This window comes from Spirosoma profusum, from assembly GCF_014699005.1.
Lineage (GTDB): Bacteria > Bacteroidota > Bacteroidia > Cytophagales > Spirosomataceae > Spirosoma > Spirosoma profusum.
Genome location: NZ_JACWZY010000074.1, coordinates 1 through 14,066, shown reverse-complemented (window position 1 = coordinate 14,066; position 14,066 = coordinate 1). Strand labels below are relative to the sequence as shown.

General features: G+C 46.7%; 18 protein-coding genes. 8 read left to right on the top strand and 10 right to left on the bottom strand.

The genetic code is table 11. The features are described 5' to 3' along the window. Positions 1-188: hypothetical protein (locus tag IC229_RS35650; RefSeq protein WP_223834399.1), on the top strand; the 188-nt coding region annotated here is incomplete at its 5' end. Positions 189-357: 169 nt separating this feature from the next. Here the strand turns inward: IC229_RS35650 and IC229_RS35645 are convergent. Next, a complete protein-coding gene (locus tag IC229_RS35645) occupies positions 358-927 on the bottom strand; it encodes an IS110 family transposase (protein WP_317171704.1) in 570 nt (189 codons plus the stop codon). Between the two features lie 865 nt (positions 928-1,792). Between IC229_RS35645 and IC229_RS34855 the strand changes: the two genes are divergently transcribed. Together IC229_RS34855 and IC229_RS34850 are read left to right on the top strand one after the other, a co-directional pair. Next, a complete protein-coding gene (locus IC229_RS34855; protein ID WP_190893614.1) occupies positions 1,793-2,131 on the top strand; it encodes an integrase catalytic domain-containing protein in 339 nt (112 codons plus the stop codon). 508 nt (positions 2,132-2,639) lie between these two features. Next, positions 2,640-2,963 carry an ATP-binding protein gene (locus IC229_RS34850; protein WP_190893613.1) on the top strand — a complete coding sequence of 108 codons (324 nt, stop codon included), beginning with the start codon at positions 2,640-2,642 and terminating at the stop codon, positions 2,961-2,963. On the opposite strand, the gene IC229_RS34845 is transcribed toward IC229_RS34850, so the two are convergent. After that, the gene (locus tag IC229_RS34845; RefSeq protein WP_190893611.1) at positions 2,956-3,417 is read right to left on the bottom strand and encodes a nuclear transport factor 2 family protein; all 462 of its coding nucleotides are present in this window, start codon (positions 3,415-3,417) and stop codon (positions 2,956-2,958) included. The genes IC229_RS34850 and IC229_RS34845 overlap by 8 nt on opposite strands. Before the next feature lie 183 nt (positions 3,418-3,600). Further along, positions 3,601-4,869 carry a nuclear transport factor 2 family protein gene (locus IC229_RS34840; protein WP_190893609.1) on the bottom strand — a complete coding sequence of 423 codons (1,269 nt, stop codon included), beginning with the start codon at positions 4,867-4,869 and terminating at the stop codon, positions 3,601-3,603. A gap of 245 nt (positions 4,870-5,114) precedes the next feature. Here IC229_RS34840 and IC229_RS36025 point away from each other — a divergent pair, with 245 nt between their 5' ends. Both IC229_RS36025 and IC229_RS34830 read left to right on the top strand, forming a co-directional pair. Then, a complete protein-coding gene (locus IC229_RS36025; RefSeq protein ID WP_190893607.1) occupies positions 5,115-6,134 on the top strand; it encodes a sensor histidine kinase in 1,020 nt (339 codons plus the stop codon). Then, complete coding sequence (locus IC229_RS34830) at positions 6,131-6,847, top strand: LytR/AlgR family response regulator transcription factor (RefSeq protein ID WP_190893606.1); 717 nt, start codon at positions 6,131-6,133, stop codon at positions 6,845-6,847. The genes IC229_RS36025 and IC229_RS34830 overlap by 4 nt, the downstream gene beginning before the upstream one ends. 328 nt (positions 6,848-7,175) lie before the next feature. Here IC229_RS34830 and IC229_RS34825 read toward each other — a convergent pair whose 3' ends face one another. Both IC229_RS34825 and IC229_RS34820 read right to left on the bottom strand, forming a co-directional pair. Further along, positions 7,176-7,373, bottom strand: a complete 198-nt coding sequence (locus tag IC229_RS34825) for a hypothetical protein (RefSeq protein ID WP_190893604.1) — start codon at positions 7,371-7,373, stop codon at positions 7,176-7,178. 12 nt (positions 7,374-7,385) lie between these two features. Further along, a complete protein-coding gene (locus IC229_RS34820; RefSeq protein WP_190893602.1) occupies positions 7,386-7,739 on the bottom strand; it encodes a hypothetical protein in 354 nt (117 codons plus the stop codon). 413 nt (positions 7,740-8,152) lie between these two features. Between IC229_RS34820 and IC229_RS34815 the strand changes: the two genes are divergently transcribed. The 3 genes from IC229_RS34815 to IC229_RS34805 all read left to right on the top strand — a co-directional run bounded on the left by IC229_RS34815 (position 8,153) and on the right by IC229_RS34805 (position 12,212). Beyond that, positions 8,153-9,769 carry a hypothetical protein gene (locus IC229_RS34815; RefSeq protein WP_190893600.1) on the top strand — a complete coding sequence of 539 codons (1,617 nt, stop codon included), beginning with the start codon at positions 8,153-8,155 and terminating at the stop codon, positions 9,767-9,769. Positions 9,770-9,995: 226 nt separating this feature from the next. Continuing rightward, positions 9,996-11,345 (top strand): hypothetical protein, encoded by a 1,350-nt coding sequence (locus IC229_RS34810; protein ID WP_223834396.1) that lies wholly within the window; start codon positions 9,996-9,998, stop codon positions 11,343-11,345. Positions 11,346-11,615: 270 nt separating this feature from the next. After that, positions 11,616-12,212 carry a CAP domain-containing protein gene (locus IC229_RS34805; RefSeq protein ID WP_190893599.1) on the top strand — a complete coding sequence of 199 codons (597 nt, stop codon included), beginning with the start codon at positions 11,616-11,618 and terminating at the stop codon, positions 12,210-12,212. A gap of 196 nt (positions 12,213-12,408) precedes the next feature. Here IC229_RS34805 and IC229_RS36270 read toward each other — a convergent pair whose 3' ends face one another. From IC229_RS36270 to IC229_RS34780, 5 genes are all read right to left on the bottom strand, one after another. Continuing rightward, the gene (locus IC229_RS36270) at positions 12,409-12,501 is read right to left on the bottom strand and encodes a hypothetical protein (RefSeq protein ID WP_394356007.1); all 93 of its coding nucleotides are present in this window, start codon (positions 12,499-12,501) and stop codon (positions 12,409-12,411) included. 16 nt (positions 12,502-12,517) lie between these two features. Then, entirely contained in the window at positions 12,518-12,706 is a 189-nt protein-coding gene (locus IC229_RS34795; protein WP_190893620.1) for a hypothetical protein, read from the bottom strand. Between the two features lie 141 nt (positions 12,707-12,847). Continuing rightward, positions 12,848-13,150 carry an IS3 family transposase gene (locus tag IC229_RS36265; RefSeq protein ID WP_190893616.1) on the bottom strand — a complete coding sequence of 101 codons (303 nt, stop codon included), beginning with the start codon at positions 13,148-13,150 and terminating at the stop codon, positions 12,848-12,850. Between the two features lie 245 nt (positions 13,151-13,395). Continuing rightward, positions 13,396-13,629: a hypothetical protein gene (locus tag IC229_RS34785; RefSeq protein WP_190893595.1), complete on the bottom strand. Its 234-nt coding sequence runs from the start codon at positions 13,627-13,629 to the stop codon at positions 13,396-13,398. Between the two features lie 11 nt (positions 13,630-13,640). After that, a partial coding sequence (locus IC229_RS34780; RefSeq protein WP_190893593.1) for a transposase occupies positions 13,641-14,066 on the bottom strand: 426 nt, incomplete at its 5' end.

Sequence of the window (14,066 nt, the reverse complement as noted above, 5' to 3'; positions counted from 1 at the left end):
GGCGCGCTTGCCCTACTCTACCGTATTTGCCTTTGGCTGATGGACATTGGGCTTATTTAGCCAGTTGGATGGAGTGGTCCGATTTCTATGGTTCAAACAAGAATTGGCGTATAATTTTTATCATATTTTTCCTTCCGGCGCACAACGGCATAAACTCGATGAATCAGCTTATTTCGGACAGCGTTTAAAATTAACATTCGGTTTTTGCCCTGGGCTACTTTGCGCTGATAGTAGACTTGCAATTCCCCCTTACTTTTAACAGCCGCCATGGAGGCCAGATGTAATAAAGTCTTCAGTGATTTACGCGCGTGGTGATTGACTCGGGTGCGTCCACGAACGCTACTTCCCGAACGATGCTCAAAGGGCGCTACACCGGCGTGGCAATCGGACCGCCGAAGCGGCTAGCTTTTTGGGCTCAGTAATTGTCTTGAACTCATCAGTAGCAATGATTATCTCAGTGGCAACGATAGTGCCCACACCAGGCACGGAGGTAAGTAGATTAAAGAGAGTTTTCAACTCGGCATCATTCTGAATCAGACTTTTAAGGCTAGCTTCCACTTGCTCAAGATCCTTTTTTAGTGCCTTGAGTGATTCCCCACAGTGTTCTTTTAATTGGTGCTGAAGCGCTCGATCACCGAAACGTTTTTGCTCCGTCAAGGGAACCGCTAGCTGATTAATGGCTGATTGCAACCGATGACGAAGCTGGCTTAACTCGGTTAGTTGTTTCAAAACCGAACGAGTCGGTTGCCAAATACGTAAACGATCTCGGAACCGATACGCGTACTCAGCAATGCGAACCGCATCAATGGCATCCGACTTACCGCGTTGTAAACCACCGGCTTGTTTGATCTGGATTGACGCTTCCAACCATAAGGGAAAGCCTTCTTGATAGAGTACTTCTAACACATGAGCATTATAAATACCCACGGTCCGCCGTTGCGGTATGTTCTAGACAACAAATACTGGTAGTTATAGCAAATTGGGGTAAAGCCATCAACTGTTTGACGATCTTAGCAACTGCGTTTGGTGTGTTGTCAGACTGAAATTGGCCGACTAAGCCGGAAGGTGTGTAAATAGCCCAATCGAGCGTATATTTTGATACGTCGATGCCAATGAAATGGTGGAAATGCATAAGTTCTGATAGTTAAAGGTGAAGCAATGGACTTGTCCCTAGTCTCAATACCTTGCTAACGGGCCTGATGTCCCACATTTCTATCGCTACGGCGCACCGTTCGAGTCGGGGGCAAGAAGACAGAGCGGGACCTGAATCGGACCATAGGTTATACCTAGCCACCGCGATAGGGAAGCCCGCTCTGATGTTTTTGGAAAGCTAGCTAATTCTTAGATTCTTACCATACTACAAACCTAAAGGCCACCGCGGCTTAAAGCCGACGACTGATCGTTACCACCATATGACTCAGTCCGAGAAAATGGAGATCATTACGTTAGTTGAGCATTCCCCTTGAGTGTAAAAACAACTCTTCGTGAGTTAGGCATCAATCGGTCAACGTTTTACCAATGCCGGGCCGCCGGTGCGGTACAAACGGTATCTGACGGATGGCTATGATAGCTTGGCTGATCCGGTTTATCGTCGTACCAGTGCTTGGAACCAACTGCTTCGGCGGTCCGATGCCAGCCGCTGAAAAAGGGCGTGTGGTGGAGTTAGCCTTAGAACGACCCGATCTGTCTTGTCGAGAATTAGCTTGCTATATTGTTGATAATGACGGCTGCGGGGCCGCCCGTGCGGTTTGTCTCGGAGTCTATGGTTTATCGTCTCCTGAAAAGCAGAGGTTTGATTACGACCCCAGCCTACCGATTGATGGAAGCAACTGATCAGTTCTACAACCCGACTACGGCACCCAACCAGCTCTGGCAGACTGACTTTACCGCACCGGCGGTCCCGGTATTTCAAGATCCAGGGGCTGGGGTTGGTATTATCTCTCGACAGTGCTGGATGATTACCGCTCCGGCGGCCCTGTCCCGTTACATCCTAGCCTGGGAATTGTGTCCAGGTATGCAAGCCACGGACGTGGAGCGAACTATGCAAGCAGCTCTGAAAGTGAGCAGTCTGAAAAGCGGTCAACGGCCCCGCATGCTTTCGGACAATGGGTCGGCCTATGTGTCTCGATAAAGGAATATCTGAAAGGGGAAAGCATAGAAAATATTCGCAGTGCGCCGTTTCATCCCATGACCCAGCCGGGCCGCCGGAGCGGGCAAAATTGAGCGCTAACGGTACGCCGTCGCGGCATCGGTCGATGAAAAATGTGCTGTTGTTGGAGCACTACTATAGTCCCGATGAGTTGAGCAAGCGCTTAACCGAGTGGGTCGATTATTATAACCGCGCGGGCGGCCTCGCATCAACGCTATCATGAATCGCTGGATAACGTACGTCCCGCCGATGCGTATTGGGGTCGCCAAGCGGAAATTGTAGCCGAGCGTAATAAAAATCAAGCAGCAAACGCTGGCCCAACGGCGGAGAAGCGGCCCACCGCTGTGGTCATATTTTTCAGAACCTACAACGTGTATAAATCCGTCTCTTCTCTTTTCACCGCTCCGGCGGCCCGGCCGCATCTGTCCACTTTCGGTTGACGATATACAGTTCTGAATCGAGTTTATTACCGCAATTTCTTCTTCAGCTGTTGGTCGAAAACGCGTTTGTTCATGGACTGGAAAAAGTGTCTGGCCAAATATACCTGACTATCCAGTCGCAACTTCAGGACAATCAGTTACTCATCCGGATTGAAGATAACGGGCTGGGCTTTAGGACAAAGCAGCCGAACGGACGTTCTGGCGTTGGCATCAGCAACACCCGCCAGCGACTTTACCAATCGTATGGCGAGAGTGCTTCCTTACGGTTCGAACAGCCAATGCACGGCGGAACGGCAGTTGTTTTGACCCTACCGTTTATGACGGAAACCGACATGATCACGTCAGGAATTTTAGGGGATACATTACCTATTTAGCGGCTGGCTTTTCAGGAATACGAGTCGATTGCGCAGTCAGTGCTTTCCAGATACCTTTCTGTCGGACATAAACATCGGTATAGCGAAACGCATTTCGGTAAACGGCCCCTTTGTAATGCTGGGTCTGATTAAATCGCCCTGTCACGATAGCGGTTTCACCAGCAAAACGTACTAGAACGTCTTCCGTCCGAAACGGGTCGGTAATAATGTCTGGATTTGCTACGTAACGTATCAATTGGTCTTTATTTGTGAGGGAGCCATCTGCGCCAATTAGCAGAAAGTTATCAGTCAATATATTCCGAAGCAGTGCCGTATCTTTCCGGACAATAGCCTCATCCCACCGCTCCTCCGTCAAAAGTACTTCCCGCTCCCAAACCTGTGCCGAATCCGACGTAGTACGCCGGTTATTGGTCTGAGCCACAGTATAATTAGCCAGCATTAGTAGTCCAAGCAAAAACGTCAGTAAGCGAGAATAGCTGTTCATCACAGATTTCATCATGAGCATCTTAAACAATCGTGCCGCGAAGCTAAAATCTGTTTCGCTTGGCCAAAGCCAATTTATTCAGAGTGTTTAATAGTTGATTTGACCTGATGTTCAGGTACGTTTCAGCAATGACACTCTGATGCTGACCACGTATCACTTTTTATCTTCCCGGTAGAAAATCTTACTGACAATTTTCCAGCCATCGTCCATTTTCAATAAGTTGAAATAGTCGATGAATGTAAACGTAGCATACTCGGATTCAACACGAGCCTGAGCCGCTGTACCGCTGATGCTATAATCAACAATTTGAGTGCTACGTGTCAGGGGGCGGCCATAGTTTTTTCGGGCTCCTGCCAGATACTCCGCAATGGGTACATCCCGAAACGCCCCGGTTTTAGTATCGATAAATTTCATCGATGCGGAGGAATGAAACGCGCGAATCAACCGGGTTGTATCGCCCTGCGTTCCGCCGTCCAGATAGTCGTGTAACGTAGCCAGTAACAACGTACTGTCGGTGTGGGCAGTTGAGGGCAAAGCAGCACTGGGTTGATACTTATCAGCGCTAAACGGAATCATGTATATATTTTCGGTAAGAGGCTTGGTTCGCTTTAGCCTGCTGTAATAAAACGTTTGACCATTGGGTGAAACGAAGGGCGTAAATTCTCCTTGATTGGAGTTTATGGCCGCATCGAGCCGTTGGGGGGCAGTCCACTGATCATTCTGCCGGAAACTAATGACGATACCCGATACGCCTTCGTTAGTTAAGCTACGTTTCTGGAAAATGATATACCGTTCGTCGGGTGCTACGTAGACGTTCGTTTCGGCACCCGCCGAATTAATCGTGTTGCCCAGATTGACCGGCGGCTGATAGACGCCGTTGACCAGCGACGATTTATAAATATCAATACCGCCGAAGCCTCCTTTGCGGGTTGAACAGAAATACAGATTACCATTAGTCGCCATCGACGCATAAAAATCGGAACTGTCGGAATTAACGACATTACCCAGATGATACGGTTCACCCCAGCCTTTTTTAGCCGTTTGCTGAACTGCCCAGATATCAAAGTCTTTTCGGCTACTCCCATCAGGCCGGGGGCGGTTCGAGTTGAAAACCAATACGTTACCGTCGGACGATAAAATGGGATCAATGTCATTCCAGACGCCAGGATTGTTGGCAAATGGCACAGGCATGGGCTTGGTCCACTGGCCATTGTGATAAGTTGACGTAGCCAGCGTCATGGTATCACGCCCTCCCCGGGAGTTAACGAAGTAAGCGGTTTTCTCGTCGGGGGTAAGCGTGATGCCGAATACCCGGTCGTTCGAAATAATACCGGGGGCCAGCATTTGTGGCGTTTGTGCCTGCGTCGTTGACGAATAAATAAGTGATCCAATTACTATGTAGAATAGTTTTGATGTGCGCATTACGTTATCAGCAAGTTGTTTGAGCGAGCAAGACTAAACTGGTGCTAAGGGCAATACAACTCAATTCGACCGTCACTGTACTAAATTCGACAGTTGGGCCTGTTTAGGACGTATTAATCTTTCAAACTAACCTCTACGTAGTAAGCGACTGATACGTAGTAAACGGTCGAAAAAAATGGGGAATTGGTCGAATAACTTCGGAGAACTAATGTGCTTCTGCTACCTTGCTAGTTTCATAACGATCCGTGAATAATCAGCAACTACTATTACAAATCGCCTTGTGGCTTCTGCTTTACGTGCTCCTGCTGCTGTATAGTAGCTTGCCAGAGCTGGACAATTGGTCGTTTGCCTTTGGGAAATCGACGATTCCCATGCTGTCGTATCTGGCCGTTGTTTACCTGAATGCTCAGTTTGTCTGGTCAGCTTTCAGATCTCGTCAGCAACGACTTTGGTACGTTATTTTGTCTATAGGCCTGTTGGTTGTTGTCGGGTTTGCCCGCATGACGGCTGAATATTACTGGCTTAATCGGTTTCTGGCCATTCGTCATTTTTACGATTTCAGCTCGCGACACATCATTTTTACCTTTGTTACGTTGCTGGTTGCTTATTTTTTCGGCATTCTATTGCAAGCTGCTCTGGATTATATGACGCTGCTAAAAAAACAGGAGGAAATAAAATCGCAGCAGTTACAAGCCGAATTAACCTTGTTGAAAGCCCAGGTTCAACCCCATTTTTTATTCAATACGTTAAACAACATCTATTATTTAGCTTATCGAAAGTCGGATCAGACGGTAGATGTCATTGCTAAACTGGCTGAACTGATGCGCTACTTCCAGACTGAAAGCGTTAAAGAATGGGTACCGCTTACGACAGAAATCCAATTTATTCGGGATTATATTGAACTGGAAACGATCCGGATTCCGAACGGGCTGCGAGTCGACTGGTGTTGCGAGGGTAACCCTGACTCGATTACCATTCCCCCAATGCTACTGATGCCCCTGGTCGAGAATATTTTTAAGCATGGGGTAGATAAGTCCAAATCCGATAACTGGACGCAAATTTCTCTGTTTATCGACGATACGTTCCTTCGTTTTGAAACCCGGAATCCAATCGCGCTACGTAGTACGGACGTAGTGGGAACGGGACTGACCAATCTGGCAAAACGATTAACATTATTGTATGGATCTGCAAATTGCTTAACGCAACAGCAAGTGAATAACCAATACGTAGCACAGCTTCAGTTACCCTTATTTGACTATAAATGACACCAATCCGATGCGTAGTAGTTGATGATGAACCAATGGCGGTTCACCTGCTGACAGACTACATCAGTCAGATTCCGTTTCTGACGTTGGTGTACCAGTGCAATCAAGCTATTGAGGCTTTAACCTATCTGCAACGCCATCCAGCCGACCTGCTGTTTGTCGATATTAACATGCCGCATCTGACCGGCATGGAGCTCATCCAAACTATTCCCAGCTCTGTAAAAGTCATTTTTACAACGGCTTATGAGGAATACGCGGTTGAGAGTTACACGAATAATGCCGTCGATTATCTGCTGAAACCCATTACGTTTAGTCGGTTTACAAAAGCGGTAACGAAAGTATTTAATCTGTATAATCCTCCACGTATCAACAATTCAGAACCTGTAAACGTACCTGAATCAGAGCGAATTTTTATTAAATCGGGCACCTCTCTCATTCAGATCGAATGGAATACAATTGATTATGTTGAAGGGTTGAAAGATTATGTAGTTATTGTCATGAAAGGACAAAGACACATTGTACATCGACGATTAAAAGACCTGGAAACATCGCTTCCACCTTTTTTTCAGCGTATTCATCATTCATACATCGTCAATTTAAACAACGTCGAAAAAGTCGAACACAATCAAATCCATATCGGCTCAGCGCGACTATCCGTAAGTGATAAATACCGGGACATGGTTATGAATAGAATTCAGGCAAGACTATTCTGATAAGTATAACATCAACCGAAAATGGGCAGATGTGAACAAACAACTACTATAACAGACCATTTACTCTCGGGTTCGGTCACCACAATTTAGTATGAGTTACGAGTCATTCCAAAAATCATTCCTAGTTACTTGGGCTATCCAGCCGGTTTTCTGATAGCAGTTCTGTACGTCGTCAAGTAATAGTGGACAGAAGCGGGTAAAACCGTCTCTTCCCCTTTTCACCCGTATCTGTCCACTATTACTTGACGACGTACACGGCCAGTTTGCCCAGGAGGGCCAGAAGAGGAAAAATCTTACGTAAAATGACAAAAAACCGAGTAGGTATACGTCATCGGTTTGGCGCGTCGGCCACTTTCTTTACATTGTCTGGATTGACAACTTTCAGACTACCGTCTTTATCAGTCTTTACTCGTAATCTCCCTGAATCAGTCCAGCCTATTACAGTTGCCTTGTAGGGCTTACGAGCGTACCCGTTTACGTAGGGAGTAACTGATACTCGGTCGCCGGTAGAAATGACGGAATTCATTTCTAAAGATAATCAATCCTGATCATCCCTTTTTGCCGATTCCGGTGTCTTTTTACCTTTTAGCTGTTCGGCTCGGTAGAAGGCACTTCGGTAGTCGAAGTAGTCTTCAACAAGTCGAGTAGTAAGCCATCGTATCCGAATAGGGTCTCTCTGCGCGATTCGATAGTGGATATCGTCTCGCTCTTTAGCCCATTCAATCTCAACGTCAATAAGGTCCGTGTCCAGTCCAATACTTCCTGAACATTGACTTCCCTCAAATAGCTCAGCATATTTGACTCGGACAGCTGCCGCCAGTCGAAATAGCTGTTGATTGGCGAACTGAGCAGCATACTGTGCCCACTCTCTTTGGTGTGGATAGAGGCTCAAAAGAAGACGGTGGTTTCGTATTCTTTTATTAGGCTGGATTCAACGACTTTCCTGGGGTCAGGTAAAGTCTTCTCTTTAGCAGGAAGCTTAAAATACCCAGCAACAAAATTAATCCAGGCAGGACATCCCATCCGAGGAATAGCCCCTCTTGACCCCGTTATTTTGATTAGTGCATCGCAACATACGGCCAATTTGTAGGTATATATTCATTTGCTTCACAACGATTACATACTAGTAAGTAATTAGCTACTAGCTATTGTCCACTTCCTACTACTTATTGAGTTAGCCCAGCCTATTATCGGTTTCCACTACTCTTTTGCTAGCTGGCCCTTCTAACTTTCGAGTCAATAGGAGCTAGCAGCCAATGGAGTGAACTCCTCAAGGTTAAACTATCAAAACTTGTCAATCCAAACATGAAACGACTATATAGTCTTCTCATTCTTTCCTTTCTGAGCAGTGGACTGCTCCTGGCACAATCTAACTATATTCAACGAACACCCAATGCAGCTTCACCGGGCATGCACAATACAATGGTGGGGCCAGAACCCGGTAATTTAACCATGTTGGGCTCTAACAATTCGTTGATGGGTTACCTGGCTGGTCAGGATATTACCCTGGGTAATTATAATTCATTTCTGGGAAGCCTTGCGGGGTATAAAACAACCACTGGTAGTCATAATACATTTTTAGGGACCAGCACCGGGGCTACAAACACAACGGGAACTGGTAATTCATACGTGGGATCCTATGCTGGTTTTATAAACTCAACAGGCTCAGGTAATTCGTTTGTGGGATATTACGCTGGCTTTAGCAATTTCAGTAGTAATAATTCATTTATGGGCGCTAGTTCGGGCACCTATAATTCCACCGGCGCTAACAATACATTTATGGGATCCTATTCCGGCTATTCTAACAAATCAGGGGATAACAATGTATTTTTAGGGTATCAAGCCGGGTATGCCAACTTCTCTGCCAGTAACAATGTGTTCATCGGCTATCAAACGGGATTAAATAACTCCAGTGGCAGCAGCAATCTCTTCATGGGTGCTTATGCCGGGGCCAACAGCAACGGCTCCTACAACCTGTTCATCGGCAACTCTTCAGGCCAGCAAACGACCTCGGGTTTAGGCAACACCTTCATTGGCAATGGCTCGGGCTATGGAAATATCACGGGCCAGAACAATACCTATATCGGCAATGGGGCTGGCTTTACCGGCAATGCTTCTGGCCAGAGCAACACCTTCATTGGCCAGAATGCGGGGGTATCATCGGGGGCTGTAGTTAATAACTCAACCGCCATCGGGGTGGCTGCTCAGGTATCGGCCGACAATTCGATTGTGTTGGGGGCTCCCAATTCATTGTGGAAAGTGGGCATCGGTAACACCGCTCCTAAAAACAAGCTGGAGATTACTCATGGCACCAATGGTCAGTCGGGTCTACGGTTTACCAATCTAACCAGTAATTCGCCTGCCTCCCTCACCAATTATTACAAGTTTCTGACGGTCAACGAGCAGGGTGACGTAATACTGGCAAGCAACAATGCGTCGACCCGTGAGGGCGTTAGCGAATCGCTCTGGCAGCGGAAAGGTTCATTTCTGCAGAGCACCCAGAACGATGCGGTTGTTATTGGCTCGAACGTATCGCGTACGCCATCTGGTTACAAGCTGTTTGTCGAGGAAGGGATTCTGACCGAGAAGGTGAAAGTAGCGGTTAAGAATACGAGCGATTGGAGTGACAAGGTATTTGATGAGGGGTATAGTCTAAAGAGATTGGCAGAGGTGGAACACTATATCCAGGCTAATAAGCATTTGCCCGGCATACCTTCGGCTAAAGAAGTAGTTGAAAAGGGTGTTGACGTAGCCAAGATGGATGCCAAACTACTTGAGAAGATTGAAGAACTGACCCTGTACAGCATTGAGCAGCAGAAAGAGAATCAGAAGCTGAAAGATAGAGTTGCAGAACTGGAGAAGCAGGGGGACAAAGTCGCTCAACTCGAAACAATGCTTAAACTGCTTCTGGAGAAGAAATAACATTCGCTACGTTACCGCACTTGGATAGCCTGCGCGAACTGCTGATTCGTTAACCTGGCAGATAGTTAGCCTCACTTCAATAATCGGTTTAAAGTAACCCTCTTAACGGAAGGGTCTGAACTTACCTTTTGCTCAAATCTTTCAAAAGTAGTTGACTACCAATCAGTAAGTAGGTAGCTTGTGTGTCTAATTCAAGGATTTTTATCACCTTAATCAGAAAATACGGATGGACAAGTTCGCTACAATCCGGTACCTGCTGTTCTGGGGCCTGTTGCTATTTCCAGGCATTTTGCTGGCGCAAAATAATTTGGTCATTAGGGCTCCGAGTTCAATCACACCTGGTAGTAACAACGTGCTAATTGGCATTGGTGCCAGTAACAGCGCAATGACTGGTTTAAGCAATACGGTTATTGGAAGGAATGCAGGCATCAGTATAACATCGGGTGCCAATAATGTTTTTGTCGGCACGCAAGCTGGCCTGAGCAACACGAATGGTACCCAGAATACGTTTGTCGGAGGTTTGGCCGGAAATGACAATACCACAGGGGACCTCAATACGTTCATTGGCGCTCAGGCAGGGAATAGTAATACATTGGGAACTAGTAATATCTATATCGGATTCGGTTCAGGAAATGATAATACAATAGGTAACAACAATACATTCGTAGGAACATCGTCGGGCACTTCAAGTACAATAGCCAGCAATAATTCTTTTTTTGGGGCTAGCGCCGGCCAAAACAATAGATCGGGTACCAATAATGTCTTTGTAGGCGACCAGACCGGCATAAGCAACACGAGTGCGAATCAGAATACGTTTGTGGGAAGCCAATCCGGATTTGACAATACCACGGGGGCTAACAATACGTTCATTGGCTTTCAGACAGCCCATAATAACACGACTGGACAAAACAATGTCGTCATTGGGCCTAAATCGGGTACAGCTATTACAACGGGCAATAACAACGTATTGCTGGGAGCAAACACCCAAACTACCACGAGTAGTCTACAAAATGCAGTCGCCATCGGCACCAATGCCCGGGTGGCGTTGAATCATGCCATTGTGCTAGGCGATCCCACCAACAATAGCATTGCCGTGGGGATTGGTACCGACTCTCCCCAGTTCCCCCTTGATGTACGGGGAATTATCAATCTACGCAATAATGGCAAAATCAAATTTGCTCACCTGAGCAATCCGCTATTTCAGGGTACAACTGACCAGTTCTTAACCGTGGATGAACAAGGCGAAACAGTCTTGGCTAAGCACCGGCTGCGAATTGACAATGCGAATCAGTGGAGTGACAAGGTTTTTTCGGCTACCTACTCCCTGCGTCCATTGGCTTCTGTGGCTACATATATTCAGCAGCATGGGCATTTGCCAGGTGTTCCCTCAGCGGATGAGATGGTTAAGGAGGGCGTTGATTTGGTGAAGATAAACGCTACGTTGCTGGAGAAGATTGAAGAACTGACGCTCTATAGTATTCAATTAGAAATTGAAACGAAAACTAGAGAGCAAAAACAGCAAGCTGAAATCGACGAACTCAAGGCGCTGGTTAAACAGCTATTGGAGAAGAAATAACTTAGCTTATTCGGCTCTACCTACTAAGCCCCGATCTTACCCGGTCGGGGTTTTCATTTCTTCTACGCCCTATCAGGTTACCTAAAACACTATTTTACTACAGGGTAAAAACTACCCGTGCGGGTAGGAAATCGACTCTATAAGACCTGTAGCTTTGACACATTGAATCCTTCTGCTCACCAAAGGTACCAAAGATCATTACGTATTGGTGAGGATTCCGGGGGCTATAGTAGTAACGATTTTTGATATAACATTTAAACGGTTAATTCGATGAAGCCTGCTTACTTTTTCGTGGTTGCTGTCCTGCTGGGAGCCTCCGCCTGTCAATCGGACAAAGGAATTAGTACAAGTCCTGAGCCAGTTACTTCATCGACCTACCAGGAGGTCGATGGAGCTAATCTGGAGTTTACGCCCAATCTGGCCGGAGCGCGGGAAGCGGCTGCTACAACCGCCCAGCAGACAGAAATACTCAACAGAATCAATGCGATTCGGGCCAAGCCTTGTACTTGTGGAGGCCGTGTTTATCCAGCAGTACCTGCCTTAACTCTGCACAGCCAGTTAACCGCGGCCGCTGATAAGCACGCTGTGAACATGGCTTCCAAAAACTACTTCAGTCATACGGGTAAAGATGGATCGGATCCTGGAACTCGTATCTATCGTGCAGGCTACCCCTGGTCCGCCTATGGGGAGAACATTGCGGCTGGTTATTCAGCAACTAGTCAGGTAGTAGAGACCTGGCGGATTTCAGCAGGGCATTGTGCAAACCTGATGAATGGAGCCGTCAAACATTTAGGAGTGGGCTATGGCTATAGCAGCAACAGCACTTACAAGCATTACTGGGTAGCTTTATTGGCTAAACCAAGGTAGATAGGTCGCCAAACTTGCAACCGGCTTAAAATACCGCTTAGCCATACCCCACTCGGGAATGTTCAATGAAGTGTGCCATTTCTTTAGTGGACTTGCAACGATATGTTGGACAAAAGTTTAAGCGACATTTTGACATTGTTCTCTGTTGTATTCAAATGATGAAAGATACCCTAATATGGAGTGGCTTCGCTGCCGATTATACCGCTCCGGCGGCCCGGCAGATTTCGATGTATTCAAATGTTGCCTGTTTAGTTACTTCTCTAATTTTAAAATCGTATTGGTAAATCATTTCTGACTTTAAGCTTTTAAAAAAGCTTTCCGCCACGGCATTGTCCCAGCAGTTGCCCTTCCCACTGCATCGGCAGCCCAGTCATACTTTGCACAACCAGCGGGTGTTTTCTCAACAGCTTGGTAAAGGCATGACAGGCATACTGCACTCCGCGATCAGAATGGAAAATTAAATTTCGTTCGATTGGGCGGTTTTTGATGGCCATTTGCCAAGCGGACATGGTCGTCTCAGACACTTTCATCGACTTACTTAAGACCCAACCGCTCCGGCGGCCCGGCGATTACTTTCCGATCATACAAATCCATGATGATGGTCAGATAAAGCGGCAGCGGCCGCCCGTCAGCCTTCACCAGTGGCAATGTAGCAGGGCGGCCTGTGCCGTCAGATCAGAAACCCAGACCTGCCCCGGTTTTACAGGATTGAACTGGCGGTTTAGATGGTCTTCTACAACTGGATAAGTGTGCTTGGAATCAGTCGTGGTAACCACATATTTCTTCTGAATGACACTTTTTAGATTGGCCTGCTTTATCAATCTGGCTACTCGAGGTCGAGATACCTTTATCCCTTGGGCCCGAAGATCTAGCGTGATTTTAGGACTACCATAACGCTTTTTACTGGCTGTAAATGAATCACATATTAGTACAAGAATAGTCTCATTCTCCTTTGTCCTTTTGGTCGGCCGCCGGGCTAACTAATAATAATACCCACTGCGGCTCACTTGTAGTACTTTACACATCGTCTCAACGGGGAATTCGGCTTGGTGAGCCTCTATAAATCCGAATATTTCCCACGGTCCGCCGCGCGGTCGCCCTGGAGAAGATGTCGACCGCCTTTTTCTGTACAACTGATTTCTATTCTATTGACAACGAGTGCTTTATGAATAGATTTTTTAATTCATCTTGGGTTAATTGGAGGACATGCAGTTTCTTGTCTAAGTGCTTCAACTTGAGGCTGCGCTGCTTTTCCTGGTTCAATTCCACTCGTTCTTTTTGATAGGCCCCCTTTATTTATCATATTCCAGATGATAACCGCCAACTTACGGGCGGTGGCGATGATGGCCGCAATCCGGCCTTTCTTGAAGGCGATGCGCTTGAAGAAAGGCGTTAGCCGCTCCGGCTGCCCGGTCATGATCTTTCTGGTTACCAATCGAATTGGCCGCATGACGCAAGGCCTTGGCGATTGATTGTATTGCGGCCCGAAGACCTTCGGTTACTAATGACTTTTCCACCACTGACTTTATTATTGGGCACCAGTCCCAACCAGCAGGCAAAACTTTTGGCGTTCGGGAATTTATGAATGTCGTGGCCTAGGCTAGTTAGCAAACACAACACCGTATTATAACTGATGCCCAATACAGCAAACAAATCAGTTTGGAAGTATTGGTAAGCTAGATGTGATAGATTAAAGCCGGGGGCATGCTTATCGGCTCGCTTGCGGTGGGCTTTCAATCGCTTGGTTTCATCCACCGATATCTCAATGGGTGGAGCGTACTTGATCAGAAACGTTTCGATGACACCATCGCATTCTTTGATCTTGCCCTCGTAGAGTCGGTAAAAATCCAGTGA

Excerpts from the sequence above, each read along its gene's own strand:
- IC229_RS34815 (WP_190893600.1), top strand. The coding sequence starts at position 8,153 with ATGAAACGACTATATAGTCTTCTCATTCTTTCCTTTCTGAGCAGTGGA.
- IC229_RS34830 (WP_190893606.1), top strand. The coding sequence starts at position 6,131 with ATGACACCAATCCGATGCGTAGTAGTTGATGATGAACCAATGGCGGTT.
- IC229_RS34810 (WP_223834396.1), top strand. The coding sequence starts at position 9,996 with ATGGACAAGTTCGCTACAATCCGGTACCTGCTGTTCTGGGGCCTGTTG.
- IC229_RS34795 (WP_190893620.1), bottom strand. The coding sequence starts at position 12,706 with ATGGCCATCAAAAACCGCCCAATCGAACGAAATTTAATTTTCCATTCT.
- IC229_RS34785 (WP_190893595.1), bottom strand. The coding sequence starts at position 13,629 with ATGACCGGGCAGCCGGAGCGGCTAACGCCTTTCTTCAAGCGCATCGCC.
- IC229_RS34840 (WP_190893609.1), bottom strand. The coding sequence starts at position 4,869 with ATGCGCACATCAAAACTATTCTACATAGTAATTGGATCACTTATTTAT.
- IC229_RS34825 (WP_190893604.1), bottom strand. The coding sequence starts at position 7,373 with ATGAATTCCGTCATTTCTACCGGCGACCGAGTATCAGTTACTCCCTAC.
- IC229_RS36270 (WP_394356007.1), bottom strand. The coding sequence starts at position 12,501 with ATGATTTACCAATACGATTTTAAAATTAGAGAAGTAACTAAACAGGCA.
- IC229_RS34805 (WP_190893599.1), top strand. The coding sequence starts at position 11,616 with ATGAAGCCTGCTTACTTTTTCGTGGTTGCTGTCCTGCTGGGAGCCTCC.